Source organism: Azospirillum oleiclasticum (genome assembly GCF_013423485.1).
Classification (GTDB): domain Bacteria; phylum Pseudomonadota; class Alphaproteobacteria; order Azospirillales; family Azospirillaceae; genus Azospirillum; species Azospirillum oleiclasticum.
This window is the reverse complement of sequence record NZ_JABFFR010000013.1, coordinates 165,926-188,083: the sequence shown is the minus strand read 5'-3', so window position 1 is coordinate 188,083 and position 22,158 is coordinate 165,926. Positions and strand designations below refer to the sequence as shown.

Genomic DNA, 22,158 nt, shown 5'->3' with positions numbered 1-22,158 from the left:
TTCGGCGGCCCTTTTCAGCGGCTTGGCAACCCCCCTCTATCCCCGGCAGAAATGCCGGGGCCTCATTGAAGCCATGGAGACGAACGCGGACAGGTGCCGGAACATCTGCCGCCCATCCCCGGCAGAAATGCCGGGGCCTCATTGAAGCGTCTGGAAGCTCACCACCGGCAGGGTGAGCGTCGTGTTGCTATCCCCGGCAGAAATGCCGGGGCCTCATTGAAGCTGCGACGACGAGGTGCTGAAGTTCGGCATCCACGCGCTGCTATCCCCGGCAGAAATGCCGGGGCCTCATTGAAGCCCGCCGCCGTCCTTCAGCGTCTTCGAGCACAGCTCTGCCGCCTATCCCCGGCAGAAATGCCGGGGCCTCATTGAAGCGTGCCGGTCTCCTCCGATCCCTCGCTCATGCGGGCGGACTATCCCCGGCAGAAATGCCGGGGCCTCATTGAAGCACCATCAGGACGGGGAAGCTCTTCTTCGCCACCTTCAGGCTATCTCCGGCAGAAATGCCGGGGCCTCATTGAAGCACGCCGGCGTTCTCCTCGCTGTCGTCGGTGTAGCGGAACTATCCCCGGCAGAAATGCCGGGGCGTCAGCGACTGTTTGGACGCCGGGCTTTCACAGGCGCCAATCCTCTCCCACCGTCGTCCCCGGCTTGACCGGGGATCCGGGCACATCGGGCAAGTCCCTGGACGACCGGATCCCCGCCTTCGCGCTACGGTATGCACACAACGCTGGAAGCGCCCAACAACCCTCTCCCGCCCCGGGAGAGGGTGGCGCCGGCAGGCGCCGGGTGAGGGTCCAACGCCGCGGCTTCGCTCCACGTTCCCGCAACGAGCCCTCACCCGGCCGGCTTGCGCCGGCCACCCTCTCCCGGGGCGGGAGAGGGTTTTCCCCCTCACCCGGCGCTGCGCGCCGACCTCTCCCCGGGGGGGAGAGGTGGAGAGCGTCTCACGTCCACAATGTGTGCATGCCGTAGCGCTTTCGCCGGGATTACGATGACCGTGCTTCAGGACAACGATCCCCGAATGCGACAGCCCTGGGGCGTGCAGTCATGGTCAAGCGCGTCATCGTCCCCGGACAGCCCCGCCCGACCCGTCAATCCCGGTCCCGGCGGTGCCAGTCGCCGTTCCAGCCGTCGCGGTGATGGTGATCGCGGCGCGGGCGGTCGTCGTCCCGGTCGCGGCGCGGCGGCGGGTGGCGCGGCCGTTCGTAGACGGGCGGCGGCGCGTAGACACGCGGCTGTCCGTAGTAAACGCGGGGTTGATCGTAATAGCCGTAGCCGCCGCCATAGGCGCGGTGGTGGCCGTGGCAGCCGGTCAGCAGCGCCCCGGTGATCGCCAGCAGGGCGATCTTGGCGTGGATCATCATGGAGGTCTCGGGCCGGTTGTCGTAGGGGTGCCGCGGCTCCTCTACGAACACCGGCCGGACCGGGCTATTCCACGGGGGCCGTCAGATGCGCAGCCCGAACCGTTCCCCCACCTGCACGGCGGGCCGCGTGAGCGCGAAGACGAGGGCCGCCCAGCAGACGGTGGCGATCGACGGCCGGTGACCGGGCCGCGCGCGCACGTCGGCCTCCAGCAGGGCGACGGCGCCGAAGATGAGATAGACGCTCAGACAGAGCCAGACGACGGACATGGTGCCTCCATTGATGGAAGCACCATGTCCGCGGCCGGTTAATCGAAGCTTACCGGTGGGCGGAGGTCACCAGCATGTCCTCCGGCCGGCGGGTGCCGGCCGCACCGCCGATCATGCCGGCGACGGCGCCCAGCACCAGCGCCACCGTGCCCCAGATGCCGGCCTGGGCCAGCGTGTCCGTGGTGGCCTCCGCGGCGTTGGTGGCGGTCTGCTGGACCTGCTGGCCGGCCTGGCGGACGGTCTGCTCCAGTTCCTGCACCCGTTGGCGGGCCTGGTCCTCGGGGATGCCGGCCTGCTGGGCGACGATCTGCGCCGCGCGGTCGCGCGCCTGGTCGGCGGCGGACTGGTCACCGCTCGCCATGCGGCCGACGAGGGTCGCCAGCTCGGTCCGTGCGTTCTCCGGGCTTTGCTGCTCGCCCTCGGGCCGCAGGAGCTGTTCGGCCTGGTTGCGCAGCTCGTCCGGCGTCAGCCCGCTGGCGCGCAGCGCCTCGGGTGCGGCCTGCTGGACGGTCTGCGACACGGTGGAGCCGACGCCCGACGCCACGCTTCCCAGCATGGTGGCGGTGGACCCCAGCACGCTGCCGACCGCCGTCGTCACCAGCCACGCGCTGACCAGCAGCGCGAAGGCCCAGGTGACCACCCCGTGCAGCACACCGTCGCCGCGCACCGCGACACCGGCCAGCCGCGCCGCGACATAGCCGCCGGCCGCCAGCGCGATCATGTAGCTGACCGTCCACCAGACGCCGGCGCTGGTGCCCAGCGTGCTCGCCTGCGGCGTGCCGCCGGTCTGCGACGGGTCGATGGTGGTGAAGCCGATGCCGAGCCCCAGCATGCTCAGCAGAATCTGCAAGGCCAGCGTGATCGCCACCCCGGCGAAGACGGCCGCCCAGGAGACCCGACGGTGCACGCCGGCGTGCACCGTGACATCCGGCACGGCATCGGCCCGCGGCGATGCCTCGTAAACGTTTTCCCGCATGTTCCTTCTCCTCGACCTGCGTCACCGGCAAGAACGGAGAACAGGGCCAAGAGTTTCGCCATGGATGGTTGTTGCATGCGTTTTCCCCTGTTCTTGTGGCCCTTGGGCCCGGCAGGGTGATCTTTTTGACGCACGTCAATGCGGCGGTTGCGGGCGGGACGGACTGTTGCGCCCCAACCTGGAGCCCCGAACTGGAGCCCCAACCTGGAGCCTGAGCGGCCATGTGCCTTGGCATCCCCATGCGGGTGATCGAAACGGACGGCATCGCCGCGCGCTGCGTGCGCCGCGGGGAGGAGCGTCTGGTCAACCTGCTGCTGGTGGGTGAGGTGCCGGTCGGCGGCTGGGTGCTCGTGCATATGGACAACGCCGTCCAGGCGCTGGACGAGGCGGAGGTCGGCCCCATCGACGACGCGCTGGACGCCATCCTGATCGCCGCCCGCGGCGGGAACGTCGACCATCTGTTGACCATACCCGAACGGGACGACGCACCATGACCGGCGGCCTGGATGGGCGCGTGGCGGCGCTGGTGGCGGAGTACCGGCGCATCGCCGCGACGGACATGGTGGGGGTGCCGATCTGCAACCCCGCCCTGGCGGTGGAGGCGGTGGGCTTCCGCCCCTTCGGGCCGGGCTGGCTGGGCGCGGTGGTGACCCCCTGGTTCCTCAACGCCGTGCTGATCCCCGCCGATCCGGCGCGATGGGCCTTGCGGCTGGACGGCGACCGCGAGGTGGTGCCGCTGCCGGCCGGCGACCACGCCTTCACCGCGGCGCGGCTGGACGGGCTCGGCACGCTGCTGGTGATCCCGCTGGTGTCGGCGATGAACGTCTTCACCAGCCACGCCGAGGCGGTGGCCGCCGCCGGCTTCGCGGTCGACCGATTGATGACGGCACCGGAGCCCGCCACCAACGCGCCGCCGCCGGCGCGCGCGGAGACCGTGTCGCGCCGCGCCCTGTTCGGCCGAGGGCCGCGGTGAGCGCCGACGCCGGGCGGGTCGAGCTGCGGCTGTCGCTGGCCGCCGGCCGGGTGGCCCGCGCGGACGTCGCGGTGAAGCGCCCGGTGGGTGCCGTGCGGGCGCTGGCCGGGCGGCCGGTGGCCGAGGCGCTGCGGCTGGTGCCGCTGCTCTTCGCTGTGTGCGGCACCGCCCAGGGGGTTGCGGCCGTGTCCGCCTGCGAGGCGGCCATGGGCGTGGAGCCGTCACCCCCGCAGGCCGCCGCCCGCGCCCTGCTGGCGCTGGCGGAGCAGGCGCAGAGCCACGCGTGGCACGCGCTGGTGGACGGGCCGCGGCTGCTGGGTGAGCCGGTGGACGCCGCCGGCCTCGCCCGCCTGCGCAAGGCCTTCGACGGGATGACGCGGGCGCTGCGGGCGGAGCCCGGCTGGCTGCGCCCCGGCGGCGGACCGATCGCCCCCGACCGCGCCGCCCTGGCCGCGGCCATCGACGGGGCGGAGCAGGCGCTGTTCGCCGCGGTGTTCGGCGGCGAGCCACCGGCCGATCCCGACCAACTCACCGCCTGGACGACGGCCGGCGCGACCGCGGCGGCGCGGCTGGCGGCCCGCATGCTGCGCGACGGGTCCTTCGGCGGCGCCGGCGTGGAGCCGCTGCCGGACCTGCCGGCGGCTTGGTTCGCCGAACGTCTGTCCACCGATCCCGGCTTCGCGGAGCGCCCGACCCTGGACGGCCGACCGGCGGTGACGGGGCCGCTGGCGCGGTGCGGCATGCCGGACGGCAACGGGCTCGCCGCCCACGCCGCCGCACGGCTGGCCGAGATCGCCGCCCTGCCCGGCCGCCTGCGCGCGCTGCTGCCGGACCTGACGGACGACGCGGGGCGTGCCGCACCCGATGCGGTGGACGGAAGCGGCGCCGGGGTGGTGGAGACGGCGCGCGGGCGGCTGGCCCACCGGGTGCGGCTGGAGCGCGGGCGGGTGGCGGATTTCCGCTCCGTGGCGCCGACCGAATGGAACTTCCACCCCGACGGCGCGCTGGCGCGCGGCCTGACCGGGGCGGAGGCGGGGCCGGGGCTGGAGGAGAGGGTGCGGCTGCTGGTGATGGCGCTCGATCCCTGCGTGCCGTGGACGCTGGAGATCGGGACGCTGGCGATCGGGACTCCGGGCGCGGTGGGGGTGCATCATGCATGAGCTGGCGCTGAGCCAGGGCATCGTCACCATGATCGAGGAGCAAGCGGCGGCGCAGGGCTTCACCCGCGTGCGCACGGTGCGGCTGGTGATCGGCGCCCTGTCGCATGTGGAGCCCGAGGCGCTGGCCTTCGGCTTCGACGCGGTCAGCCGCGGCACGCTGGCCGAGGGTGCGGCGCTGGAGATCGAACGGCCGCCGGGTCAGGCCTGGTGCCTCGCCTGCGAACGCGCGGTGGAGGTGGCGGAGCGCTTCGACCCCTGCCCCACCTGCGGCGGCCACCAGATGGTGCTGACCGGCGGCGACGAGATGCGCGTGAAGGAACTGGAGGTGGAGTGATGTGCACGGTGTGCGGCTGCGGTGCCGGCGAAACCAGGATCGAGGGCGGCCACGGGCATGCCCATGGGCATGACCACGACCATCATCACGGCCACGCCCCTGGTCATGGGCACGACCATTGGGAGCGCCACACCCACGACCACGGGCCGGGGCATGGTCACGAGCACGACCATGCGCACGAGCACGACCACGAGCATGTCGGCCCGGACGGCAAAATCTACCGCCACAGCCACGGCCACCCGCATCCGGCGGACACCGACGCCAAGGCCCGGCTCGTCACCATCGAGCGCGACATCCTGGAGAAGAACGACAGCTTCGCCGCGGTGAACCGGCAGCTCCTGGCGGCGAAGGGGGTGTTCGCGCTGAACCTGATGTCCAGCCCCGGCTCGGGCAAGACCACCCTGCTCGCCCGCACCCTCACCGACCTGAAGGGCCGCTTCCCGGTGGCGGTGATCGAGGGCGACCAGCAGACCAGCTTCGACGCCGAGCGCATCCGCGCCACCGGCACCCCCGCCATCCAGATCAACACCGGCAAGGGCTGCCATCTCGACGCCCAGATGATCACGCAGACCTTGGGCCGGCTGCCGCTGGAATCCTGCGGCGCGCTGTTCATCGAGAATGTCGGCAACCTCGTCTGCCCCGCCGGCTTCGATCTGGGGGAGGCGGCGCGCGTCGTCGTGCTGTCGGTGACGGAGGGGGAGGACAAGCCGCTGAAATACCCCAACATGTTCGCCGGCGCCGACCTGCTGCTGGTCAACAAGGTCGACCTGCTGCCGCACCTGTCCTTCGACATGGAGCGGATGATCGGCTACGCCCGCCGGTTGAAGCCGGACCTGCCGGTGCTCCAGGTCTCCGCCACCACCGGCGAGGGCATGGCCGCTTGGTACGACTGGATCGCCGCCGGCCTTGCCGCCGCACGGCCGGCCTGAGGGAGACAGCGCCATGTGCCTCGCCGTGCCCGCCCGCGTGGTGGCCATCCATGACGACGACCGCGCCACCGTGAACCTCGGCGGCGTCACCTCCTCCTGCTCGCTGGCGCTGGTGGAGGGGGTCGAGGTGGGTGACTACGTGATCGTCCATGTCGGCTACGCGCTGTCCCGCCTGGACACCGACGAGGCGGAGCGGACGCTGGCGCTGCTCGCGGAAGCCGGCCAAGTGGCGGGAGCTGCGGCATGAGCCGGCTGTTCCCCCGCAAGCTCGACCTCGCCAACGGTGCGGTGGAGATGGTGCACGGCTCCGGCGGCAAGGCGATGGCGCAGCTCGTGGCCGAGCTGTTCGCCGCGGCCTTCGCCAACCCGCTGCTCGACCAGCGCAACGACCAGGCGGCTTTCGACGTGCCGGCGGGGCGCATGGTGGTGACCACCGACGGCTTCGTGGTGTCGCCGCTGTTCTTCCCCGGCGGCGACATCGGCTCGCTGGCGGTGCACGGCACGGTCAACGACGTGGCGATGGCGGGTGCGGTGCCGCTGCACCTGACCGCCGGCTTCATCCTGGAGGAGGGCTTCCCCCTGGCCGAGCTCGCCCGCGTGGTGACGAGCATGGCGGAGGCCGCGCGCGAGGCCGGGGTCGCCATCGTCACCGGCGACACCAAGGTGGTGGAGCGCGGCAAGGGCGACGGGGTGTTCATCACCACCACCGGCATCGGCATGGTGCCGCCGGGGGTGGCGCCGTCGGGCGACCGGGCGCGGCCGGGCGACGCGATCCTGGTCAGCGGCACCATGGGCGACCATGGCGTCGCCATCATGTCGACGCGCGAGAATCTCGGCTTCGAAACGGGAGTGCTGTCCGACAGCGCCGCCCTGCACGGGCTGGTTGCGGCTATGGTGGCCGCGGTGCCGGACGTCCATGCGCTGCGCGACCCGACCCGCGGCGGCCTCGCCACCACGCTGAACGAGATCTCCCACCAGTCCGGCGTCGGCATGGCGCTGCGGGAGGCGGACATCCCCGTCCGCGGCGAGGTGGCGGCGGCCTGCGAGCTGCTGGGGCTGGACCCGCTCTACGTCGCCAACGAGGGCAAGCTGATCGCCATCTGCGCGGCGGAGGACGCGGACGCCCTGCTGACCGCCATGCGCGCCCATCCGCGGGGTCAGGATGCCGCGGTCATCGGCCGGGTGGTGGAGGACCGGCACCGTTTCGTGCAGATGGAAACCCGCTTCGGCGGCACCCGCATCGTCGACTGGCTGTCGGGCGAACAGCTGCCGCGCATCTGCTGAGAACCAAACCCTGCCAAATTGTTATCGCCGGACCCGCGTGATACTCTTCCGCGCGACCGCGGCGGGGACGTCGGCGCCCCGACGCGGCGCGGCTTCTGCGCCCGTGGTCCCGTGCGAGACGGGAACCATAATCAAGCAACGGGGCAGCGTGGGTTCGATGGGAAGCAATCCGCCGGCCGCACCGGCCTGTCGAGAGGGACGCAGGATGGGGAAACTGCTGGGTGCACTGCTGCTGCTGGTCATGGCGATGGGGCCGGCCTGCGCGGTGACCTCCTATGAAAGCCAGGAGGAGGTGCGGGCACTCGCCCGATACCGTCAGGAGTTCCCGAAGATCTCCAACACCCGTTCTCCGATGTCGAGCTACGACGGCAATTACGAGCTGTTCGCCCGCGTGCTCGACCGCGTGCTCGACGACCACGTCAAGCCGCAGGACCCGCAGGTGCTGGTGGACCGGGCGCTGACCGCCGCCCGCACCGCCAAGCAGGAGACCCCCGCCGCCTCGGAACGCACGCTCACCGAGGCCGGGCTGACGGCGATGATGAGCTCGCTGGATCCCTACTCCAGCTTCCTCGACAACGACCACTACCGCTTCACCCGCGAGCAGACCCAGGGCGAGTTCGGCGGGCTGGGGATCGAGGTGGTGATGGACGACGAGTCGGGGCTCGTCCGCGTGGTCGCCCCCATCGACGGCTCGCCCGCCGCCACCGCGGGGCTGAAGCCCGGCGACCTGATCGCCCGAATCGACGATTACCCGGTGAAGGGGCTGAAGCTGCACGACGCGGTGGCGCGCATGCGCGGCCCGGTCGGCACCTCGGTGGCGCTGACCCTGCGCCGCGCCAAGGAATCGCTGGTCCGGGTGAACCTGACCCGCGCCATCGTGCAGATCCGCTCCGTCCGCTACCGGCTGGAGGGCGACGTCGGCTACATCCGCATCGCCACCTTCAACCAGCAGACTTCGACCAGCCTGGACGAGGCGGTGGAGGAGCTGCGCCGCCAGTCCGGCGGCCGGCTGGCCGGGGCGGTCATCGACCTGCGCAACAATCTGGGCGGACTGCTGGACCAGGCGGTCAGCGTCTCCGACCGTTTCCTGGAGGCGGTGGACATCGTGACCGTGCGCGGCCGCAAGCCCATCGACAACCGCCGCTACGGCGGCACGCCGGGCGAGCTGCTGCCGGGGCTGCCGGTGGTGGTCGTGGTGAATTCCGGCTCCGCCTCGGCGTCGGAGATCGTGGCCGGCGCGTTGCAGGACCACAAGCGGGCGCTGGTCATGGGCGTGCGCACATATGGCAAGGGATCGGTGCAGACGCTGTCGCCGCTGCCGGGCGATGTCGGGCTGCGGCTCACCACGGCGCGCTACTACCGCCCGCACGGCGCGCTGGTGGATTGCTTCGGCGTCACCCCCGACGTCGAGGTGAGGGCCGCCAACGGAAACGCGGACGAGGTGCACGCCGATCCCGCGAGCTGCGACCCCAACGCCCCGCCGCCGCCGGTGGTGCGCTCCAGCCGGTGGGAGGACGTGTGCCCCAACAGCGCCCGCAGCCCCGCCACCGGGCCGGACGCCGACGTGCCGGTGCAGTGCGCCGCGGAATACATCCACGCCCGCAGCCAGGGCGCCATGCTGCCGCGGCGTTGATCATGGACCAAAGCCCTCTCCCCACCGGGGAGAGGGTCGGGTGAGGGTTACGACCGCTGGATCAGCTCGACCTTGTAGCCGTCGGGGTCCTCGATGAAGGCGATGATGGTGCTGCCGTGCTTCATCGGCCCCGGCGGGCGGGTGATCTTGGCGCCGGCCGCTTCCAGCGTCTTGCAGGTGCCGTAGATGTCGGGCACGCCGATGGCGATGTGGCCGTAGCCGGAGCCGATGCTGTAGGGCTCCGCCTGATCCCAGTTGTGGGTCAGCTCGATGACGGCGGTCGATGACTCCTCGCCATAGCCGACGAAGGCCAGGGTGAAGCGCCCGCCTTCGTAGTCGTTGCGGCGCAGCAGCTTCATGCCGAGCAGCCGGGTGTAGAAGTCGATGGATTTCTCCAGGTCGAAGACCCGGAGCATGGTGTGCAGGACGCGGAAACCCGCGGTGGTCTCGCTCATCTCTTCCCTCCAAGGTGGCGCGGCCCGGCGGCGATCACATTGAGCACCACGCGGGCGGCGCGTTCGCTGGGCGGGGCACCGCCCTGGCCGAGCCAGCCGGCCACGGCGGCCACGCCCTCGATCTGTTCGGCCCGCGCCGCCGGATCGTCCAGCAGCCGGGCCAGCGCCGGGGCGAGACGGTCGGCCCGGCAATCCTCCTGAAGCAGCTCCGGCACCAGCATGCGGTCCAGCATCAGGTTGACGAGGTTCACATAGCGCACCTGGATGAAACGGCGATAGAGCGCCACCGTCACAGGGTTGAGCCGATAGGTCACCACCGACGGCAGACCGGCCAGCGCCAGCTCCAGCGCCACGGTGCCCGACGCGGCCAGCGCCGCCTCCGACGCGGCGAAGGCGTCGTGCTTGGCGGCCTCCCCCTCCACGACGACGACCGGCAGCGGCCAGCCGGCGGTGTCGGCGGCGACCCGGTCGCGCACGGTGGCGACGGTGGGGATGGCGGCGACCAGCGTCGGGTGATCCGCGAGCAATCGCTCCAGCGTCTCCCGGAACACCGGCAGCAGCCGGCCGACCTCGCCCTGCCGGCTGCCCGGCAGGACGGTGACGACGCGGGCGTCGGGGGCCAGCCCGTGGGCGGCGCGGAACCGGGCGCCGTCGCCCTTGCCGGCCCCGCCCTCCACCACCGAATGTCCGACGAAGGTGCAGGGCAGCCCCTCCCGCTCGAACCAGGGCGGCTCGAAGGGAAGCACGGCCAGCAGATGGTCGTAGAGCCGGGCGTATTTCTTCGCCCGCCCCGGCTTCCAGGCCCAGACGGTGGGCGCCACGTAATGCACCAGGGGGATGCCGGCGTCCGACGCCCGCAGCTTCTTCGCCACCCGCGCGGTGAAGCCCGGCGAATCGATGCTGACCACCACGTCCGGCTTCAGCCGGCGGACCTCCGCCACCGTCTGGTCGATGCGGCGCAGCACGTTGGGGATGTGGGACAGCAGTTCCACCACGCCGAACAGCGCCAGCTCCGACTGCGGCACCAGCGTGTCCAGCCCCTCCGCCGCCATGCGCTCGCCGCCGATGCCGGCGAAGCGCACCGCACCCCCGGTCAGCCGCTTCAGCGCCGCCATCAGCCGCCCGCCGAGCGCGTCGCCCGACGGTTCCCCGGCGATCAGGAAGACCAAGGGTCCGGTCACTCCGGCACCTCCACCCCCACCACGAAGAGGCCGAGCCGGTCGGCCTCGGCTGCCACGCCGGCGCGGTCGATGATCAGGCTGCCCCCGGCCTGCACCGCGATGCCGCGCAGGCCCGCGGCGTGCGCGTTGCGCACGGTGTCGGTGCCGATGGCGGGCAGGTCGAGCCGGCGGTCCTGCTGCGGCTTCCTGGTCTTCACCAGCACCCCGCCGGCACCGGTTCGGGCAAGGCCGGCGCAGCGGGCGAGCATGGCGTCGGTGCCCTCCACCGCCTCCACCGCCAGCACGATGCCTTGCTGCACCACCGCACCCTGCCCCACGTCGAGCGCGCCCAGGCCGCGCGCCACCTCCACCCCGCGGGCGATGTCGACCCGCGCCTGCGCGTCGGGGGTCAAGCGGCCGACCGGTCCCGCGGGGGTGACGAGGTCGCGCAGGATCTCGTGCAGCCCGACGACGCGGAAACCCTCCCCCTCCAGCTCGCGCGCGATGGCGCGCAGCAGGCCGTCGTCACCGAAAGCGCGGGTGCCGATGCGGGCGATGAATTTGGCGGTGCGCCAGTCCGGCATCAGCTCGCCCAGGGTCGGGCGGCGCACCGGCCCGGCGAAGACCAGTTCCCCCACCCCTTCGCGCTTCAGCCGGTCGATCACGGTGCCGGCGGCGCCAAAACGGCTCCACAGATGCGGGAATCCCGTCACCGCCGCGGGGTCGGTGTGGCCCTCGAAGGCGACCATGAAGACGCCACGGCCGGCACCGCGCGCTGCGGCGGCCAGCATGCCGGGCAGCGTGCCGCCGCCGGCCAGTATGCCGAGCTTCGGGGCCGTGCCGGTGCCGACGGTCATCGACGCCGGGGCGACGGTCAGCCGCCCCCCTCCATCCGCGGCTGGCAAAGCGAGCGGGAGGCCTTGCTGCGGATGAAGCCGAGCACGTCGGCCACCAGCCCCTGCTCGCCGTACTGGCGCTCCACCTCCTCGATGCGGTCGGCGAAGGTGCCTTCCGACGCGAAGAGCAGGCGGTAGGCGGCGCGCAGGCCGCGCACGTCGTCCTTGGAGAAGCCGCGCCGCTCCAGCCCCACGAGGTTCAGGCCGGCGAGCCGCGCCCGCTCGCCCATCACCAGACCGAAGGGAATGACGTCGTTCTCCACCCCCGACATGCCGCCGATCATGGCGTGCGCGCCGATGCGCACGAACTGGTGCACCGCCGACAGCCCGCCGAAGAAGGCGTGATCGCCGACCACGACATGGCCCGCCAGCGTGGCGTTGTTGGCCATGATCACGTGGTTGCCGAGGATGCAGTCGTGCGCCACATGGGCGCCCATCATGAACAGGCCGTTGTCGCCCACTTTCGTCAGCATGCCGCCACCCTCGGTGCCGGGGTTCATGGTGACGTGTTCGCGGATGGTGTTGTTGCGGCCGATCTCCAGACGCGACGGCTCACCCTTGTACTTCAGGTCCTGCGGCCGGTGGCCGATGGACGCGAAGGGGAAGATGACGGTGCCGTCGCCGACGGTCGTCCGCCCCTCCACCACCACATGGGACAGGAGCTTCACCCCCGCGCCCAGTTCGACGTCCGGCCCGACCACGCAGAAGGGGCCGATCACGGCGCCCTCGCCAATGCGCGCGGCCGGGTCGACGACGGCGCTGGGATGAATGGTGGCGGTCATTTCTCGTCCAGGATCATGGCGGAATAGATGGCTTCGGCGACCAGCACGCCGTCGACCTTGGCCTCACCCTTGAACTTCCAGACATTGCCGCGCCGGCGCTGCTTGGAGACGTGGATGTGGATCTGGTCGCCGGGGGTGACCGGGCGGCGGAAGCGCGCTTCGTCGATGGTCATGAAATAGACCAGCTTGCCCTCGGCGTCGGGGCCGAGTGTCTGGACCACGAGAATCCCCGCGGTTTGCGCCATCGCCTCGACGATCAGCACGCCCGGCATGACCGGCCGGGACGGGAAATGACCTTGGAAATGCGGCTCGTTGATGGTGACGTTCTTGATGCCCACGGCGCTTTCGCCGGGCACCACCTGGACCACGCGATCGATCATCAGGAACGGGTAGCGGTGCGGGATCTTCCGCATCACCCCGAGGATGTCGATATCATCCGCCCGGTTGCTGTCGTCCGCCCGGTCGTTGTTGTCCGCCCGGTCGTTGTTGTCCGCTACGTCCATCGTCCGCACATCCGCTCTGGTAGCGCGCCGCCGTCCCGTCGGCGCCGCTTCGGCCTCGCCCTTCACGCCGGCACGTTGTGCCCCATTTCGCAAAGCGGTTCAACGGCCAAGCGCCCCGCCTCCGAACCGGTGGCGGGGCCTGCGACGATCACCGCGTCACTGCTTCGGGATGGTGACCGCGACCTTGGGAAGCTTCTTGTTCAGCCGGTCCATGACCGCGTCGGTCACATCGAGCTGCGCCTCGACCAGCACGAACTGGTGGCGGGCCAGCACGATGTTGGCGCCCTTGTCGCGCGCCATCTCGGCGATGATCTCGACCATCGCCTTCTGGACCTGGCCCATGCTGTCGTTCAGCGCACTGTCGAGCGCGCGCTTGCGCGACTGCACGGTGCGCTGGACGTCGGCGACCTGCTTCTCGAAATCGCGGCGGCGCTGGGCGAGCGCGTCGGCCGACAGCACGGTCTGCTGCTTGCGCAGCTCCTGCTCCGCCGTGCGCAGCTTGTCCTCGAGTGCCGCGATCTCCTTCTGATAGGTGTCGCGCTGCGTCTCGACAGCCTTCTGGATGCCCTTGGACGCCGCGGCCTCCTGCAGGATCTTCTGGACGTCCACCACCATGATGGTGGGGGCCTCCAGCTTCTGCGACGCCGCACCGGGGGCGGGCGTCGTCGCGGCGGGAGCCGCGGGGGCGGTCTGGGCGGCGGCGGGGAGCGCCGGAAGCGCCAGGGCGGCGGCGAGCGCCGCTCCGGCGAGGAGTCCCCGCATGGTGGTGACGGTCATTGTCAGAACCTGGTCCCAAAGCTGAATCGGAAATACTGGGTCTGATCGTAGCTTTCCTTCAGGATCGGGAAAGCCAGATCGACCCGGATGGGCCCGAGCGGCGAGCGCCACGATACACCGGCACCGGCCGCCAGGCGGATCGAATTCTCATCCGCCACCTTGGGGCTGTTGATGTCGGCGTCGGACAGGGTGCCGACGTCGGTGAAGGCATGGCCTTTCAGCCCGAATTCCTCCGGCAGGCCCAGCGGGAAGGACATCTCGACCGAGCCGCGGACGTAGCGCTGCCCACCGAGCGCATCGCTGGTGGTGGTGTCGCGCGGGCCGATGCCGGCGGTCTCGAAACCGCGGAAGGTGTCGCCGCCAAGGAAGAAGCGGTCGGCAAGGCTCACGTCCTCGCCCAACCCGACGATGTAGCCGACCTCGGCCGTGGTGGCGATCACCCAGCTGTCGTCGTCGGTCAGCGGCAGGTAATAGCCGCCGCCGATGCGCGTGCGCACGAAACGCTCCGATCCGCCGAGGCCGGCGAACTCCGCCGACACGCGGCCGAAGTAACCGGCGGTCGGCTGCAGGCGGCTGTTGCGGGCGTCGTACATCAGCTCGGTGCCGATCAGCGAGGTCACGCGCGTGCCCTCCTCCGCCTGGATGAACTCCGACGCGGTCGTGGGCACGTTGCTGATGTTGGTGCTCTGGAGCTGGTAGTAGAAGCGCTGGCGCAGGCGCTCCGACAGCGGCACCCCGAGGCGCAGCGCGAAGCCGGTGTTGCGCTCGTCGTAGCTCGACTCGTCCTGGTAGTCGCGCGTCCGGCGGAACAGATCGAAGCCCGCCGACATGTCGCGGTCGAGGAAGTAAGGCTCGGTGAAGCTGATGTCGTATTCCTGCCGGCTGCCCGAGATCGTCGCCCCGAAGCGCAGATCCTGGCCACGGCCCAGCAGGTTGCGCTCGCGGATCGAGAAGTCGCCCAACGGGCCGTCGGAGGTGGAGAAGCCGGCACCGAAGGAGATTTCACCGGTGGACTGCTCCGTCACCTCGACGTTGACGACCGAGCGGTCGGGCGCCGTGCCCGGCTGCGAGGTCACCTGCACCCGCTCGAAATAGCCCAGATCCTTGATGCGCTGCTCGGAACGGCGCAGCTTGGAGGTGTTGAACGGGTCGCCCTCGGCCACCATCACCTCGCGCCGGACGACCTTGTCCAGCGTGCGGACGTTGCCGGTGATGTCGATGCGCTCGACGAAGACGCGCGGTCCCTCGCCGATCTCGTAAGTGACGTCGATGGTCAGAGCGTCGCGGTTGCGGTTCACCTGGGGGCGGATGTCCACGAAGGCGTACTGCTGGTCGCCGACCGCGTTGGTGAGCTTGGTGATGGTGTTCTCGACGTCCTGGGCGTTGTACCAGTCGCCCTCGCGCGTCGTGACCACGGACTTCAGCGCCTCGGTGTCGAGCGCCCGCAGCGAGCTGCGGATGTCGACCTTGCCGAACTTGTAGCGCTGGCCTTCCTCGATGGTGAAGGTCACGATGAAGTCTTCGCGGTCCGGCGTCAACTCGGCCACCGCCGACAGCACGCGGAAATCCGCGTAGCCCTCGCGCAGATAGTAACGGCGCAGCAGCTCGCGGTCGAAGGTCAGACGATCGGGATCGTAGCTGTCGTCCGACGTCATGAACCGGTACCAGGCGCTCTCCTTCGTCTGGACGGCGCTGCGCAGCGTGCTGTCGCTGAACGCCTCGTTGCCGACGAAGTTGATGGCGCGCACGCCGGTGCGGGCACCCTCGTTGATCTCGAAGACCAGATCGACCCGGTTCTGGTCGAGCTGGATGATCTTCGGCTCCACCGTCGCCGCGAAGCGGCCCTGACGCCGGTAGATGTCGAGCAGGCGCTGCACGTCGTTCTGCACGCGGGTGCGGGTGTAGACCTGCCGCGGCTTGAGCTGGATCTCGCCCTGGAGCTGGTCGCTCTCGATGCGGCGGTTCCCCTCGAAGGCGATGCGGTTGATGATGGGGTTCTCCACCACCGCCACCACCAGCGTGTCGCCCTCGCGCCGCAGCACCACGTCCTGGAACAGGCTGGTGGCGAACAGCGCCTTCAGCGACTGGTCGATCCGGTCGGGGTCGAAGGGGTCGCCCGGCCGCACCGACAGATAGGTGCGCACCGTCGACTCCTCGATGCGCTGGGTGCCTTGGACGCGGATGTCACGGATGGTGCCGCCAGAGAAGACCTGGGCCACCTGGACACGATCGACCGGAAGAAGCGGACTGCCGCCGGCACCCGACTGTGCGTGTGCCAAAGAAATGCTTGTCGTGGCGCAGCCAGCCATAAGGCTGAGCGCCAGAACCCTGCTGGAAACGCGCAACGTCCGCCCCCCGGCTCTGATGGCTCTTAGGAAACCAGTCCTCTGAAGAAATCAACCACACGGAGCTGAACCAAGTCGTTCCACGTGGCGAAGACCATGAGGCTTAATACCAGAGCCAATCCGATGCGGAAACCGTATTCTTGCGCGCGCGGCCCGAGCGGTTTGCCGCGGACCTTCTCGATCGCGTAGAACATCAGATGCCCACCATCCAACATGGGCACCGGGAAAAGATTGATGAGGCCGAGATTGACCGACAGGAAAGCCATGAACCAGACGAGCGCGTAGAAACTCGTCTGCGCGACTTCCCCCGACATCTGCGCGATGCGGAGCGGCCCGCCCAGTTCTTCGGTGCCGCGGGAGCCTTCGACCATCTGGCCGACGGCGGTGAGTGTGCCGAAGGTCATATTCACGATCTCGCGCCCCGACTGCCACAGCGCGGACAATGGATCGTGCACCACCTGCTCGGTCCCGCCGCGGGTGATTCCGAGCAGCCCGATGCGGTGGACGTTGCCGAATCGGTCGGTCACCTCCGACACGTCGGGGGTCGCGGTCAGCGTCACCGGCCGGCCGTCGCGCTCCACCACCACCGTCAGCGGACGGCCGGGATTCATGGTGATGATCTGGCGGATTTCCTCGAACCGGGCGATGCCGGTCCCGTCGATCTCCTTCACCAGGTCGCCCGGCCGCAGGCCTGCACGCTCCGCCGCACTGCCGGGCTGGATTCCGCCCACGTCGGCGGGGGTGAAGGGCTGCCCCGCCGTCATGAACAGCACGGCCAGCACCAGCAGGGAGAAGATGAAGTTCGCCGCCGGCCCCGCCGCCACGATGGCGGCGCGGGCTCCCAGCGGCTTGTGGTGGAAGGAGACGCGCCGCTCCTCCTCCGTCATGCCGCGCACGTCGCCGGGGGTGGAGGCGGCGTCGGCATCACCGAACATCTTGACATAGCCGCCAAGTGGAATGGCGCTGAACTTCCACCGTGTGCCGGTGCGGTCGTTCCAGCCGAACAGCTCCGGCCCGAAGCCGATCGAAAACACCTCGATGCGCACGCCGTTGCGCCGCGCGACCAGGTAATGCCCCAGCTCGTGCACGAACACGAGCACCGTCAGCACCAGAAGAAAGGCGAGAACGGAGGTCCAGAAACCGCCGAGGATAGCCATGTGAGCCTTTGACACCTGTCCTGCCGGCCCGCCGCCGCGGCCGGCGTTCCCGTCACGGAGCCGCCGGTCGCCCGGCGGTCATCGGCCGGCTGTGAGGCCGGTGGCGCAGCGGCGCGCCTCCGCGTCGATCCGACGCACGCCCTCCAGATCGGAGGGAGCGTGGTGCGGCAGCTCTGCCAGCGTGTCCTCGACGACGCGTTCGATGTCGAGGAACCCGATGCGGCGGTCGAGGAAAGCCTGCACCGCCACTTCGTTCGCAGCGCTAAGGATAGTGGGCGCACCGCCGCCGCTTTGCAAGGCCGCGCGCGCCAGCCGCAGCGCCGGGAAGCGCTCGGGATCCGGCGCCTCGAAGGTGAGGGTTCCGGCCTTCGCCAGGTCGAGCCGCTCGGCCGGTGTGGCGATGCGCTCCGGCCAGGCCAGCGTGTAGGCGATGGGGGTGCGCATGTCGGGCGTGCCGAGCTGCGCCAGCACCGAGCCATCCACATACTCCACCAGCGAATGCACCACCGACTGCGGGTGGACCAGCACGTCGATGCGCTCCTCCGGCACGTCGAAGAGGAAATGCGCCTCGATGATCTCCAGCCCCTTGTTCATCATGGTGGCGCTGTCGATGGAGATCTTGGCGCCCATGTCCCAGGTCGGGTGGCGCACCGCCTGCTCCGGCGTCACCGTCGCCATGAAGGCGCGGTCGTGCGTGCGGAACGGCCCGCCCGACGCGGTGAGCACCAGCCGACGGATCCCGCCGGGGCGTGCGAAGTCGAAGCACTGCCAGATGGCCGAATGCTCGCTGTCCACCGGCAGCAGGGTGGCGCCGTGGCGGCGCACCTCCTCCATCATCAGGCAACCGGCGCAGACCAGCACCTCCTTGTTGGCGAAGGCGACGGTGGCGCCGCGCCGCACCGCGGCCAGCACCGGCTCCAGCCCGGCGGCGCCGACGATGGCCGCCATCACCCAATCCGCCGGCAGCGACGCCGCCTCCGCCACCGCCTCGGCCCCCGCGGCGGCGCGGATGCCGGTGCCGGCGAGCGCGTCCCTGAGGTCGGCGTAGGCGGCGGGATCGGCGACCACGGCCAGCTTGGCGCCCAGCTCGCGCGCCTGGCGCGCCAGCAGGGCCACGTTGCGGTTGGCGGTCAGCGCCTCAACGGCGAAGGCGCCGGGGTCGCGGGCGACGAGGTCGATGGTCTGTGTGCCCACCGAGCCGGTGGACCCCAGGATCGTCACCCGGCGCGGCTCCCGCCCGCCGTCCTGCGTCACCACCATGCGAGTTGCGCCCCCAGGGTCGCGTGGAACAGGGCCAGCACCGGGGCCGCGACCAGAAGCCCGTCGATGCGGTCCAGCAGCCCCCCGTGTCCGGGGATGAGCCGGCTGCTGTCCTTCACGTTGTAGCGCCGCTTCAGCGCCGATTCAAAAAGGTCGCCGCCCTGGCTGACCACCGCGACCAGCCCCCCCAGCAGCAGCGCCGCCACCGCCGAGCGGGCGTCGGACCCGATCGCGACGGCAAGTCCGATCAGGGCCGCGGCGACGGTGCCGCCGATCAGGCCAGCCCAGGTCTTCTTCGGGCTGATGCGCGGGGCCAGTTTCGGCCCGCCGATGCTGCGGCCGGCGGCGTAGGCGCCGATGTCGCAGGCCCAGACGGCCAGCATCAGGAACAGGAAGAGACCGAGGCCGGCCGACGGCGCGTCGCGCAGCCACAGCAGCCCGACCACGCCCAACCCGACATAAGGCACCCCCAGCCCGGCGACCCAGCGGTCCTCGCCGCCGGCAACGGCGCCGGCAGCGGTGCCGAGCACCAGACAGGCCACCGCCGCAGGTGCGGCGCCGGCGACAGCGTACAGGGCGATGACGGCGAGCACCGCCGCACAGGCGAGAAGGCGCGCCGGCTCCGGGCGGTCGAGACGCGCGTTTTCGGAACGGCCGACAATGGCCATCCACTCGTGCACGGACAGCACGGAGACGACGGCGACCACCGCCAGGAAGACCCATCCACCGGCCCACACGGCGGCGAGGACCGGCGGCCCCAGGGCGAGCGCCGACCAGACGCGTGTCCGGAGATCGCCCGCCCTACCGGGGACCGGCCGTGGCGCCGAAGCGGCGCTCTCGCCGGTGGAACTCTTCAATCGCCGCCTCCAGGTCGCGCTTGGTGAAGTCGGGCCACAGCGTATCGACGAACACGAATTCCGCGTAGGCCGATTGCCACAGCAGGAAATTGCTGATCCGCTTCTCGCCGCTGGTGCGAACGATCAGGTCGGGGTCGGGAATGCCGGCCGTGTAGAGCCGGTCGGTGACCATGGTTTCGTCGATGGCGGCGGGGTCGAGCGCGCCGGCCTTCGCCTCCTCCGCCAGCCGCCGGGCCGCCTCGGCGATCTCCTGCCGGGAACCATAGCTGAGCGCGACCACCAAAGTCAGGCGCCGGTTGTCGCGGGTCTTCGCTTCGGCCCCGTCGATCAGCTCGATGATGTCGGGGGCGAGCCGGCGGCGGTCGCCGATCACCCGCAACCGCACGCCGCCCTTGTGCAGCGACGCGATCTCGCTGCGCAGATAGAAGCGCAGGAGATGCATGAGGTCGGTGACCTCCTCCTCCGGCCGGCGCCAATTCTCCGACGAGAAGCTGAAGATGGTCAGGTATTCGATGCCGAGTTCGCGCGCGTTCTCCACGAGCGCACGCACCGACTCCACACCCTTGCGGTGGCCGGCGGTGCGCGGCAGGCCGCGTGCTTTGGCCCAGCGGCCGTTGCCGTCCATGATGACGGCCACGTGCCGCGGTGGAACGGGGCGATCGTCGGGGGGGTTCATGGCCTCTGCGCCCACCTTCCCTCAGACCTGCATGATTTCCTTTTCCTTGTGCGCCAGCGCCTCGTCGACCAGCTTGATGTGCTGGTCGGTCACGCCCTGCACCTTGTCCGACCAGACCTTCAGCTCGTCCTGGCTGATGTCGCCCTTCTTTTCCGCCTTCTTCAGCGCGTCCATGCCGTCGCGGCGCACGTTGCGCACGGCCACACGGGCCTGCTCGGCGTATTTGTGGGCGACCTTGGCCAGCTCGGCCCGGCGCTCCTGGCTCAGATCCGGGATCGGCACGCGGATCGTCTGCCCCTCGGTCTGCGGGTTGAGGCCCAGACCGGAGTCACGGATGGCCTTCTCCGTCGCCTTGACCAGCGAGCGGTCCCAGACGCTGACGGTGATCATGCGCGGCTCCGGCACGCCGATGGTGCCGACCTGGGACAGCGGCATGCGGTTGCCATAGGCCTCCACCACCACCGGCTCCAGCAGGGCCGTCGAAGCACGGCCGGTGCGCAGGCCGCCGAGTTCCTTCTTGAAGGCGTCGAGGGCACCGTCCATGCGGCGCTTGACGTCGGCAATGACTTGATCAGTCACGGCTCACTCCCTGGATTCCGTTATGATCGTGTAACGGCCACGCCCGGCCATGACTTCCGCGAAGGCGCCCGCCGTGTGGATCGAGAAGACCAGTATGGGGATTCGGTTCTCGCGCGCCAAGGAAATGGCGGACGCGTCCATGACCTGAAGGTCCTTGGACAGCACGTCGAGGTAGGTGAGCCGGTCGTAGCGTTCGGCATCCGGCACCTTCTTGGGGTCGGCGGTGTAGACGCCGTCCACCTGCGTCGCCTTCAGCAGCGCGTCGCAGCCCATTTCCGACGCGCGCAGCGCCGCCGCGGTGTCGGTGGTGAAGAAGGGGTTGCCGGTGCCGGCCGCGAAGATCACCACGCGGCCCTTCTCCATGTGCCGGATGGCGCGGCGGCGGATGTAGGGCTCGCACACCGACGACATCGGGATGGCCGACTGCACGCGGGTGCTGACCCCCTTGCGCTCCAACGCACTCTGCATGGAGAGCGCGTTGATGACGGTGGCCAGCATGCCCATGTAGTCGGCGGTTGCCCGCTCCATCCCGCCCGCGGCACCCTTGATGCCGCGGAAGATGTTGCCGCCGCCGATCACCAGGCAGACCTGGACGCCCAGCGCGGTGACTTCCTTCACCTCGTCGGCGACCTCGTTCACCATGCCGGGGTCGAGACCGAAATCCCTCGACCCCATCAGCGCCTCACCCGAAACCTTCAGAAGCACCCGTTTGTAGCGAACGCCCTCGCGGGGCTCCTGACTCGGGGACGCTTGGTCCATGGCGGCGGCTCTCCCTGGGTGGCGCGCAATCAGGCGACAGGCGGTCAGGCGGTCGGCTGGGTGCCGGCGGCGGCGGCCACCTCGGCGGCGAAGTCGGCCTGGGCCTTCTCGATGCCCTCGCCCAGCGCGAAGCGGGCGAATCCGGTCAGCTTCACCGGGGCGCCGACGTCCTTCGCGGCGGCCTCGACCACCTTGCGGACCTTGGTCTCGCCGTCGATCACGTAGGTCTGCTCGAGCAGCACGACCTCTTCGTAATATTTGCGCACGCGTCCCTCGACCATCTTCTCGATGATGCTCTCGGGCTTGCCCGACGCGCGGGCCTGCTCGATCAGCACGGCGCGCTCGCGGTCGAGGTTGGCGGTGCTGACGTCGGCGATGTCCAGCGCGTCCGGACGGGCGGCGGCCACATGCATGGCGATCTGTTTGCCCAGCTCCATCAGCTTGCCCTGGTCGCCGGTCGACTCCAGCGCCACCAGCACGCCGATCTTGCCCAGGCCCGGCGCGGTCGCCTGGTGGACGTAGGTCGCCACCACACCGGCCGGCACCGACAGGCGGGCGACGCGGCGCAGGTTCATGTTCTCGCCGACGGTGCCGATCAGGCTCGCCAGCTCCTCCTGCACGGCATGGCCGGTGCCGGGGTAGGCGGTCTGCTTCAGCACCTCGAGCTCGCCGGTGCCGGCGACGGCCAGCTCGGCCACGCGGGCGGCGAAGGCCTGGAACTTGTCGTTGCGGGCGACGAAGTCGGTCTCGGCGTTCACCTCGACCACCGCGCCGGCGGTGCCGGCGGTGGCGACGGCGACCAGACCCTCGGCGGCGATGCGGCCCGACTTCTTGGCGGCGGCGGCGAGGCCCTTCTTGCGCAGCCAGTCGACCGCGTCCTCGAGGTTGCCAGCGGTTTCGCCGAGCGCCTTCTTGCAGTCCATCATGCCGGCGCCGGTCTTCTCGCGCAGTTCCTTCACAAGCGCGGCGGAAATCTCGGCCATGGTTCGCCCCTTCTTTCCCAAACGGTCGGTATCGGTACTCAACAAA

The 22,158-nt window shown here is 70.4% G+C and carries 25 protein-coding genes and 1 CRISPR repeat array; of the genes, 8 read left to right on the top strand and 17 right to left on the bottom strand.

Going from position 1 to position 22,158, the window contains the following annotated elements:
• Positions 1 to 38: 38 nt before the first annotated feature.
• A CRISPR array of direct repeats spans positions 39 to 598; the repeat unit is 34 nt; unit sequence ATCCCCGGCAGAAATGCCGGGGCCTCATTGAAGC.
• Between the two features lie 496 nt (positions 599 to 1,094).
• The 3 genes from HL658_RS16600 to HL658_RS16590 all read right to left on the bottom strand — a co-directional run bounded on the left by HL658_RS16600 (position 1,095) and on the right by HL658_RS16590 (position 2,610).
• Positions 1,095 to 1,367 (bottom strand): hypothetical protein, encoded by a 273-nt coding sequence (locus tag HL658_RS16600; RefSeq protein ID WP_180283428.1) that lies wholly within the window; start codon positions 1,365 to 1,367, stop codon positions 1,095 to 1,097.
• 81 nt (positions 1,368 to 1,448) lie between these two features.
• Positions 1,449 to 1,634: a hypothetical protein gene (locus tag HL658_RS16595; RefSeq protein WP_180283427.1), complete on the bottom strand. Its 186-nt coding sequence runs from the start codon at positions 1,632 to 1,634 to the stop codon at positions 1,449 to 1,451.
• A gap of 49 nt (positions 1,635 to 1,683) precedes the next feature.
• Positions 1,684 to 2,610, bottom strand: coding sequence for a PhnA-like protein (locus HL658_RS16590; protein WP_180283426.1), 927 nt, complete (start codon positions 2,608 to 2,610; stop codon positions 1,684 to 1,686).
• Between the two features lie 221 nt (positions 2,611 to 2,831).
• Here HL658_RS16590 and HL658_RS16585 point away from each other — a divergent pair, with 221 nt between their 5' ends.
• From HL658_RS16585 to HL658_RS16550, 8 genes are all read left to right on the top strand, one after another.
• Positions 2,832 to 3,104: a HypC/HybG/HupF family hydrogenase formation chaperone gene (locus HL658_RS16585; protein WP_180283425.1), complete on the top strand. Its 273-nt coding sequence runs from the start codon at positions 2,832 to 2,834 to the stop codon at positions 3,102 to 3,104.
• Complete coding sequence (hybE, locus tag HL658_RS16580) at positions 3,101 to 3,583, top strand: [NiFe]-hydrogenase assembly chaperone HybE (protein ID WP_180283424.1); 483 nt, start codon at positions 3,101 to 3,103, stop codon at positions 3,581 to 3,583. The genes HL658_RS16585 and hybE overlap by 4 nt, the downstream gene beginning before the upstream one ends.
• Positions 3,580 to 4,743, top strand: a complete 1,164-nt coding sequence (locus tag HL658_RS38020; protein WP_180283423.1) for a nickel-dependent hydrogenase large subunit — start codon at positions 3,580 to 3,582, stop codon at positions 4,741 to 4,743. Before hybE ends, HL658_RS38020 begins: the two co-directional genes overlap by 4 nt.
• Positions 4,736 to 5,077, top strand: a complete 342-nt coding sequence (gene hypA, locus HL658_RS16570; RefSeq protein WP_180283422.1) for a hydrogenase maturation nickel metallochaperone HypA — start codon at positions 4,736 to 4,738, stop codon at positions 5,075 to 5,077. Before HL658_RS38020 ends, hypA begins: the two co-directional genes overlap by 8 nt.
• On the top strand, positions 5,077 to 6,006 hold the full coding sequence (gene hypB / locus HL658_RS16565) for a hydrogenase nickel incorporation protein HypB (RefSeq protein WP_180283421.1): 930 nt from the start codon (positions 5,077 to 5,079) through the stop codon (positions 6,004 to 6,006). Before hypA ends, hypB begins: the two co-directional genes overlap by 1 nt.
• Before the next feature lie 13 nt (positions 6,007 to 6,019).
• Positions 6,020 to 6,253, top strand: a complete 234-nt coding sequence (locus HL658_RS16560) for a HypC/HybG/HupF family hydrogenase formation chaperone (RefSeq protein ID WP_180283420.1) — start codon at positions 6,020 to 6,022, stop codon at positions 6,251 to 6,253.
• Complete coding sequence (gene hypE, locus HL658_RS16555; RefSeq protein ID WP_180283419.1) at positions 6,250 to 7,290, top strand: hydrogenase expression/formation protein HypE; 1,041 nt, start codon at positions 6,250 to 6,252, stop codon at positions 7,288 to 7,290. The genes HL658_RS16560 and hypE overlap by 4 nt, the downstream gene beginning before the upstream one ends.
• A 205-nt stretch (positions 7,291 to 7,495) precedes the next feature.
• Complete coding sequence (locus HL658_RS16550) at positions 7,496 to 8,923, top strand: S41 family peptidase (RefSeq protein WP_180283418.1); 1,428 nt, start codon at positions 7,496 to 7,498, stop codon at positions 8,921 to 8,923.
• Positions 8,924 to 8,970: 47 nt separating this feature from the next.
• Here the strand turns inward: HL658_RS16550 and gloA are convergent, their stop codons facing one another.
• From gloA to tsf, 14 genes are all read right to left on the bottom strand, one after another.
• Complete coding sequence (gloA, locus tag HL658_RS16545; protein WP_180283417.1) at positions 8,971 to 9,378, bottom strand: lactoylglutathione lyase; 408 nt, start codon at positions 9,376 to 9,378, stop codon at positions 8,971 to 8,973.
• Entirely contained in the window at positions 9,375 to 10,559 is a 1,185-nt protein-coding gene (gene lpxB / locus HL658_RS16540; RefSeq protein WP_180283416.1) for a lipid-A-disaccharide synthase, read from the bottom strand. Before lpxB ends, gloA begins: the two co-directional genes overlap by 4 nt.
• A complete protein-coding gene (locus tag HL658_RS16535; protein WP_180283415.1) occupies positions 10,556 to 11,395 on the bottom strand; it encodes an LpxI family protein in 840 nt (279 codons plus the stop codon). The genes lpxB and HL658_RS16535 overlap by 4 nt, the downstream gene beginning before the upstream one ends.
• Before the next feature lie 17 nt (positions 11,396 to 11,412).
• Positions 11,413 to 12,216, bottom strand: a complete 804-nt coding sequence (gene lpxA, locus HL658_RS16530; protein ID WP_180283414.1) for an acyl-ACP--UDP-N-acetylglucosamine O-acyltransferase — start codon at positions 12,214 to 12,216, stop codon at positions 11,413 to 11,415.
• Entirely contained in the window at positions 12,213 to 12,719 is a 507-nt protein-coding gene (gene fabZ, locus HL658_RS16525; RefSeq protein ID WP_180283413.1) for a 3-hydroxyacyl-ACP dehydratase FabZ, read from the bottom strand. The genes lpxA and fabZ overlap by 4 nt, the downstream gene beginning before the upstream one ends.
• A gap of 156 nt (positions 12,720 to 12,875) precedes the next feature.
• Positions 12,876 to 13,496: an OmpH/Skp family outer membrane protein gene (locus tag HL658_RS16520; RefSeq protein WP_180283412.1), complete on the bottom strand. Its 621-nt coding sequence runs from the start codon at positions 13,494 to 13,496 to the stop codon at positions 12,876 to 12,878.
• A gap of 2 nt (positions 13,497 to 13,498) precedes the next feature.
• Positions 13,499 to 15,805, bottom strand: coding sequence for an outer membrane protein assembly factor BamA (gene bamA / locus HL658_RS16515; protein WP_180283439.1), 2,307 nt, complete (start codon positions 15,803 to 15,805; stop codon positions 13,499 to 13,501).
• Positions 15,806 to 15,867: 62 nt separating this feature from the next.
• Positions 15,868 to 16,998 carry an RIP metalloprotease RseP gene (gene rseP, locus HL658_RS16510; RefSeq protein WP_180283411.1) on the bottom strand — a complete coding sequence of 377 codons (1,131 nt, stop codon included), beginning with the start codon at positions 16,996 to 16,998 and terminating at the stop codon, positions 15,868 to 15,870.
• Between the two features lie 78 nt (positions 16,999 to 17,076).
• Positions 17,077 to 18,258, bottom strand: coding sequence for a 1-deoxy-D-xylulose-5-phosphate reductoisomerase (locus tag HL658_RS16505; protein WP_180283410.1), 1,182 nt, complete (start codon positions 18,256 to 18,258; stop codon positions 17,077 to 17,079).
• Positions 18,249 to 19,115 (bottom strand): phosphatidate cytidylyltransferase, encoded by an 867-nt coding sequence (locus HL658_RS16500; protein ID WP_180283409.1) that lies wholly within the window; start codon positions 19,113 to 19,115, stop codon positions 18,249 to 18,251. The genes HL658_RS16505 and HL658_RS16500 overlap by 10 nt, the downstream gene beginning before the upstream one ends.
• Positions 19,060 to 19,791: an isoprenyl transferase gene (locus HL658_RS16495; RefSeq protein WP_180283408.1), complete on the bottom strand. Its 732-nt coding sequence runs from the start codon at positions 19,789 to 19,791 to the stop codon at positions 19,060 to 19,062. Before HL658_RS16495 ends, HL658_RS16500 begins: the two co-directional genes overlap by 56 nt.
• A 21-nt stretch (positions 19,792 to 19,812) precedes the next feature.
• Positions 19,813 to 20,334 (bottom strand): ribosome recycling factor, encoded by a 522-nt coding sequence (gene frr, locus HL658_RS16490; protein ID WP_196242270.1) that lies wholly within the window; start codon positions 20,332 to 20,334, stop codon positions 19,813 to 19,815.
• Positions 20,335 to 20,373: 39 nt separating this feature from the next.
• Positions 20,374 to 21,129, bottom strand: a complete 756-nt coding sequence (gene pyrH / locus HL658_RS16485; protein ID WP_180283406.1) for a UMP kinase — start codon at positions 21,127 to 21,129, stop codon at positions 20,374 to 20,376.
• A gap of 44 nt (positions 21,130 to 21,173) precedes the next feature.
• Positions 21,174 to 22,112 carry a translation elongation factor Ts gene (gene tsf / locus HL658_RS16480; RefSeq protein ID WP_180283405.1) on the bottom strand — a complete coding sequence of 313 codons (939 nt, stop codon included), beginning with the start codon at positions 22,110 to 22,112 and terminating at the stop codon, positions 21,174 to 21,176.
• Positions 22,113 to 22,158 lie beyond the last annotated feature (46 nt).

Excerpts from the sequence above, each read along its gene's own strand:
- pyrH (WP_180283406.1), bottom strand. The coding sequence starts at position 21,129 with ATGGACCAAGCGTCCCCGAGTCAGGAGCCCCGCGAGGGCGTTCGCTAC.
- HL658_RS16535 (WP_180283415.1), bottom strand. The coding sequence starts at position 11,395 with ATGACCGTCGGCACCGGCACGGCCCCGAAGCTCGGCATACTGGCCGGC.
- HL658_RS16600 (WP_180283428.1), bottom strand. The coding sequence starts at position 1,367 with ATGATGATCCACGCCAAGATCGCCCTGCTGGCGATCACCGGGGCGCTG.
- HL658_RS16495 (WP_180283408.1), bottom strand. The coding sequence starts at position 19,791 with ATGAACCCCCCCGACGATCGCCCCGTTCCACCGCGGCACGTGGCCGTC.
- lpxA (WP_180283414.1), bottom strand. The coding sequence starts at position 12,216 with ATGACCGCCACCATTCATCCCAGCGCCGTCGTCGACCCGGCCGCGCGC.
- HL658_RS16520 (WP_180283412.1), bottom strand. The coding sequence starts at position 13,496 with ATGACCGTCACCACCATGCGGGGACTCCTCGCCGGAGCGGCGCTCGCC.
- hybE (WP_180283424.1), top strand. The coding sequence starts at position 3,101 with ATGACCGGCGGCCTGGATGGGCGCGTGGCGGCGCTGGTGGCGGAGTAC.
- HL658_RS16505 (WP_180283410.1), bottom strand. The coding sequence starts at position 18,258 with ATGGTGGTGACGCAGGACGGCGGGCGGGAGCCGCGCCGGGTGACGATC.
- HL658_RS16585 (WP_180283425.1), top strand. The coding sequence starts at position 2,832 with ATGTGCCTTGGCATCCCCATGCGGGTGATCGAAACGGACGGCATCGCC.
- tsf (WP_180283405.1), bottom strand. The coding sequence starts at position 22,112 with ATGGCCGAGATTTCCGCCGCGCTTGTGAAGGAACTGCGCGAGAAGACC.
- frr (WP_196242270.1), bottom strand. The coding sequence starts at position 20,334 with ATGGACGGTGCCCTCGACGCCTTCAAGAAGGAACTCGGCGGCCTGCGC.
- HL658_RS16550 (WP_180283418.1), top strand. The coding sequence starts at position 7,496 with ATGGGGAAACTGCTGGGTGCACTGCTGCTGCTGGTCATGGCGATGGGG.
- hypB (WP_180283421.1), top strand. The coding sequence starts at position 5,077 with ATGTGCACGGTGTGCGGCTGCGGTGCCGGCGAAACCAGGATCGAGGGC.
- bamA (WP_180283439.1), bottom strand. The coding sequence starts at position 15,805 with ATGGCTGGCTGCGCCACGACAAGCATTTCTTTGGCACACGCACAGTCG.
- hypA (WP_180283422.1), top strand. The coding sequence starts at position 4,736 with ATGCATGAGCTGGCGCTGAGCCAGGGCATCGTCACCATGATCGAGGAG.
- gloA (WP_180283417.1), bottom strand. The coding sequence starts at position 9,378 with ATGAGCGAGACCACCGCGGGTTTCCGCGTCCTGCACACCATGCTCCGG.
- hypE (WP_180283419.1), top strand. The coding sequence starts at position 6,250 with ATGAGCCGGCTGTTCCCCCGCAAGCTCGACCTCGCCAACGGTGCGGTG.
- rseP (WP_180283411.1), bottom strand. The coding sequence starts at position 16,998 with ATGGCTATCCTCGGCGGTTTCTGGACCTCCGTTCTCGCCTTTCTTCTG.
- HL658_RS16560 (WP_180283420.1), top strand. The coding sequence starts at position 6,020 with ATGTGCCTCGCCGTGCCCGCCCGCGTGGTGGCCATCCATGACGACGAC.
- HL658_RS16595 (WP_180283427.1), bottom strand. The coding sequence starts at position 1,634 with ATGTCCGTCGTCTGGCTCTGTCTGAGCGTCTATCTCATCTTCGGCGCC.
- fabZ (WP_180283413.1), bottom strand. The coding sequence starts at position 12,719 with ATGGACGTAGCGGACAACAACGACCGGGCGGACAACAACGACCGGGCG.
- HL658_RS16590 (WP_180283426.1), bottom strand. The coding sequence starts at position 2,610 with ATGCGGGAAAACGTTTACGAGGCATCGCCGCGGGCCGATGCCGTGCCG.